Below are 4,551 nucleotides of genomic sequence, written 5' to 3'. Positions count from 1 at the left end.
GCTCATTGAGTTGACTGAAGCTAATTCGCTTATTATTCAGAAAACGCCAGACAGCTTGGGTAGTTGCGAAAGTTGATTTTTGAGCACTTGCGAGGTCTTTAACCGCAGAAGCAAGAAGAGCCGCGGGTGTCATATGCTGTTTAACCAGCGTCTGATATCGGCGGGTAAGGCGAGAGTCAATCCCGCCAACAGATAGGTTGAAATCATTCTGCAAAGTAATAACAGGTATCACGATAAATGTGTAGATACCTATGCCCCTTGTGCGGGCCGCTGTTGCAGCCCGCTAATCACTTCCGCTCTTCTCGTCTGACAACACCCCGCCCTGACCGCCGCCCTTTGGCGCGGCGGCCATCGCGTCATCACTGCCCGGCTGCCAAAAAAGCCGCCATGGCGTTTGAGGTTCATGCACCTTGCCTTCCCACGTCACGAACACCCCCAGCGCCGCAATGAGTTGGTCATTATAAAACAGCAGCGGCGTGCTGCCGCGCCGCCACGGTGGGATGTCCAGCTCTTGCCAGATTTTTTTCAACGTTCGCCCGCGGCGACGTCCTACGATATACAATAGGCCAGCTACGGCGCCGAATCGCACCGATACCCGCTCGCCGGACAGCGGTGCACGCACGACAGCCACCGGCGCCGCGCTACCGTTCTCCACCGGGCGTCGAAGGAGGGTTCCGAGCCTCGCGGGCAACATAAGCCGTTCATTTTCCAGCGGCCAATGGAACACTGCTTCGGGGTCAATTAGCGGCGCCAAACGTGGCACCACATAAAGACTGTCGCGAAAGCGCCGCACCAACCAGTCGTCGAGCTGCAGTTGCGCAACGGCGTCGCGCCGACTAAGCGCCACCTCCTGCCATAGGCGTGCCAATTGCGCCCGTGCGGGCATTCTCACGCCCCGGCTGGCCAGCCAGCGGCGTAACACCGCCGCGCGCTTGCCCTCGCTCATCGTCGTTAGCGCCGTCAAACGTAATGACCCGTCCGGTGCGATGACATCGGCCAGCGTATCCGCCAGCAGTTCGTCCAGCAGCTGTTCCTGCTCGGCGCAAAGCTGCGCGCTGCGCGCTGCGGCATCGGCAAAGTGCGGCCAGCGCTGCCGCAAGGGCGGCAGGATGCGCAGGCGCAAAAAATTGCGATCGAACCGCGGATCGCTATTGCTGTCGTCTTCTATCCAGCGAAGCCCGCGCGCCTGGGCATAGGCCTCTAGCTCCGCCCGGCTGAAGTCCAGCAATGGCCGCACCAGACGGCGGCCTTGATACGGCGCATCCGCCGCCATCGCCGCCAGACCGGCCGGCCCGCTGCCGCGTTTTAGCGCCAGCAGCAGCGTCTCCGCTTGATCGTCCTGGTGCTGGGCGGTAAGCAGCACCTCATCCCCCGCCAGCGCCGCCGTCAGCGACCGATAACGCGCGTCGCGCGCCGCCGCCTCGATGCCCTCCGGCGTCTCATTGATGACGACATGCCCCACACTGAAGGCGACGTCGCGCTGACGACATGCCTGCGCGCAGTGCGCGGCCCACGCATCTGCGTGACGGCTTAAAGCGTGATGGACATGCACCGCCCGCAGCGTTAACGCCGGCACGCCCTCGCCGCCGGGGAGGCCGTCGCCATCGCGTAGCGCGGCGAGGGCATCCAGCAATACCGTGGAATCCAGACCGCCGCTGAACGCCAGCAACAGGGCGCGGTAAGGCGCGACGCGGCCGGCGACGCGACGGCGCAGCGCCTGCACCAGCCCCTCGGCATCAGGCTTCATACAGCTCCAGCGGTAAGCGATCGGGATCGGTGAAGAAGGTAAATTTTTTGCCGGTCAGCGCATCGACCCGCACCGGCTCGCAGGCTACGCCGGCGGCAACGAGGCCGGCAATCGCCTCCTCAATATCGGCGACGCTAAAGGCTAAATGCCGCAATCCCTGAGCTTCCGGCCGACTCAGCCGTGCCGGCGCGCCGGGAAAAGAGAACAACTCGATAAGGTATTGCCCGTGCAACGCCAGATCACCTTTCCAGGAGTCCCGTTCGGCACGGTAGTGTTCGCCAATAAGCGTAAAACCCAGTACCTGACAGTAAAAGGTTTTACTGCGCGCGTAATCGCTGGCGATAATGGCAATATGGTGCATCCGCTGTAGGCTAATCATGTGTTAAGGTTCCCGTCTTTCATCTGCTTATTGGCGAAAACGGCCCGCCCGGCAGCGCAGTCGTGCCCGCGGCCGGCTTGCCCGCCTTTTTATCAATTTTAGCGCGCGCCGTACAGACCCGGCCTGCCATCATCCCTAAGCCGTTTCCCGGCTGGCGGTTTCTTTCAGCACCCGCACCCGGTACTCCCCCTCTTCGGTCAGTTCGGCGCCGTGGATATCGGTCTCAAAACCCGGATAGTGCTGGCCGATTGAACACAGCATTAACAAGAAATCGAGCACCGCGCGGCTGCGTTCGGTAATCATCTCACCGGGCATCACTACCGGCACTCCCGGCGGATACGGCAACAGCATATTGGCAGAGATGCGGCCGACCATTTGCGACAGCGCTATGGTTTCCACGTTGCCGCGCACCTGCTGTTGAAACGCGGCGTAGGGCGTCATTTTCATCTCCGGCAGCACCGCGAAGGCATTGAGCATCAACTGCGGCAGATGATGCTGGCGGATTAAATGGTGAATACCCTGCGCCAAATCCTGTATGCGCATATGGCGATAAAAATCAGGATCTTCCGCGTACAGGTCCGGCAGCATATTGCGCACCCGCAGATTGAGATCGTAGGCGCGTTTGAACTCGGTCAGGCCGCGCAACAGGCTCATCGCCTTGGTTTTATCAATACCGATACTGAACAGGAACAATAAATTGTAGGGGCCGGTTTTCTCCACCACTACGCCGCGCTCGTCGAGAAATTTAGCCACCAGCGAGGCCGGGATCCCCTCCGGCGCCATGTCGCCTGCCTCATCCATACCCGGCGTCAGGATGGTCACCTTGATGGGATCGAGATACATATGTTCGGCGTCAGCATCGCGAAATCCATGCCACGGCGCGCCCGGCTCCACCGGCCAGCAGACCGCGTCTTCAATTATCTCGGGCTGCCAGATATCGAAAAACCAGCCCTCCGACTCCTGACGTAAACGCTGGACCTCCTTGCGAAAATGCAGCGCCCGCTCAATGGAGCGTTGGATAAGCCGGCGCCCCGGTTTACCCCGCACCATCGCCGCCGCCATTTCGATGGAGGCGACAATGCCGTAATGGGGCGAGGTGGTGGTGTGCATCATGTACGCTTCGTTAAAGGTGCGTTCATCATAATCACCCTTAATATGGATAACTGAGGCCTGTGAAAAGGCAGCCAGCAATTTGTGCGTCGATTGTGTCTCGAAAATGACTTTATCGGGGGTTCGCTCGCCGCTCATGCCGCTTTTGCCGCGATAGATGGGATGAAAATTGGTGTACGGCACCCAGGCGGAGTCGAAATGGATTGACGGCACGGCCAGCGTCTGTTTGATGTATTGCGTGTTATACAGCAGGCCATCATAGGTCGAATTGGTAATCACCGCATGCACCGGCCAGCTGGCCTGCGGGGTGGCCGCCACTTTCTCCGCGATACTTGCGCGACTGAACTGGCGCTGCGGAATACCGCCGAGGATGCCGTAGGCGTTGCGGCTCGGCGTCAGGTAAATCGGCACCACATCGCTCATCATCAGCAGATGGGCCAGCGACTTGTGGCAGTTGCGATCGATAAGCACCGTGCTACCGGCGGGACTGGCGTACATTCCTACGATTTTGTTAGAGGTGGAGGTGCCATTAGTCACCATATAACTTTGTTCCGCGCCGAAGGTACGGGCAATATATTCTTCCGCCTCCAGATGAGGTCCGGTATGGTCCAGCAGCGATCCCAGCTCAGTCACGGAAATCGAGACATCCGCCTTTAGCGTATTGCCGCCAAAGAAGTCATAAAACAGGCTACCCACCGGACTTTTTTGATAGGCGGTACCGGCCATATGGCCCGGCGTACAGAAGGTATATTTTCCCTCTTCGACATAATGGAACAGCGCCTTGGTCAGCGGCGGCATGATGGCGTCAATATATTCAGCGGTATATTGTCGGATACGCTGGCTGATATCGGCGGCGGCGTTTAATCCGTACTCGAAAAAATACAGCTCCATGCGCATTTCATTGGCACTGACGTCAAGCACCGAGTGGGTGCTAATAAACGCATACAGCGGCAGGTATTCGTTAATCTCATTAATCGCCAGGCAAAGATCCATGCCATATTGTTCCCAGTCGAAAATAATCCCTGCGATGCGCGGGTTTTGCTCGAGTAAGGTCAATAAATCCTGGCTGCCGGTAGGATAGACGATGTGATAGCCTTGGTCGGTCAGCGCCTGTGCCAATTCCCGTACGGGTTCGGCTTTGTAAAATACCTGATCCGGCAAAAGTATCGCAATAATGTTCATTCAGCGGGTAATGACTCCAATTAGTAGAACATGTGTTTTTCGATGAAGGCTCCGATGACTTTTTCGTGGATCTCGACAGAGCGCGAGAAGCAAATCGTTTTACGCGCCAGTCGTTTAATGCGGGTACGGAGCG

General features: G+C 58.4%; 4 protein-coding genes and 1 pseudogene. All 5 read right to left on the bottom strand.

All coding sequences use genetic code 11. From position 1 onward, the window contains the following. Window positions 1-232 (bottom strand): annotated as a pseudogene (locus CINSTRO3249_RS17720) (hypothetical protein); the annotation flags it as partial. Window positions 233-283: 51 nt separating this feature from the next. Next, window positions 284-1,747 (bottom strand): tRNA lysidine(34) synthetase TilS, encoded by a 1,464-nt coding sequence (gene tilS, locus CINSTRO3249_RS12975; RefSeq protein WP_074013580.1) that lies wholly within the window; start codon window positions 1,745-1,747, stop codon window positions 284-286. Next, window positions 1,737-2,126 (bottom strand): VOC family protein, encoded by a 390-nt coding sequence (locus tag CINSTRO3249_RS12970; RefSeq protein ID WP_074013579.1) that lies wholly within the window; start codon window positions 2,124-2,126, stop codon window positions 1,737-1,739. Before CINSTRO3249_RS12970 ends, tilS begins: the two co-directional genes overlap by 11 nt. Before the next feature lie 135 nt (window positions 2,127-2,261). Beyond that, window positions 2,262-4,418 carry a lysine decarboxylase LdcC gene (locus CINSTRO3249_RS12965; RefSeq protein WP_074013578.1) on the bottom strand — a complete coding sequence of 719 codons (2,157 nt, stop codon included), beginning with the start codon at window positions 4,416-4,418 and terminating at the stop codon, window positions 2,262-2,264. A gap of 20 nt (window positions 4,419-4,438) precedes the next feature. Continuing rightward, the coding region (locus CINSTRO3249_RS12960; protein ID WP_044698828.1) for an IS1 family transposase at window positions 4,439-4,551 on the bottom strand (113 nt) is incomplete at its 5' end.

The sequence above is a fragment of the Candidatus Sodalis sp. SoCistrobi genome, assembly GCF_900143145.1.
In the GTDB taxonomy this organism is placed as follows: Bacteria; Pseudomonadota; Gammaproteobacteria; order Enterobacterales; family Enterobacteriaceae; genus SoCistrobi.
The sequence above is the reverse complement of the archived record's forward strand: the minus strand, read 5'-3'. Positions and strand labels throughout refer to the sequence as shown.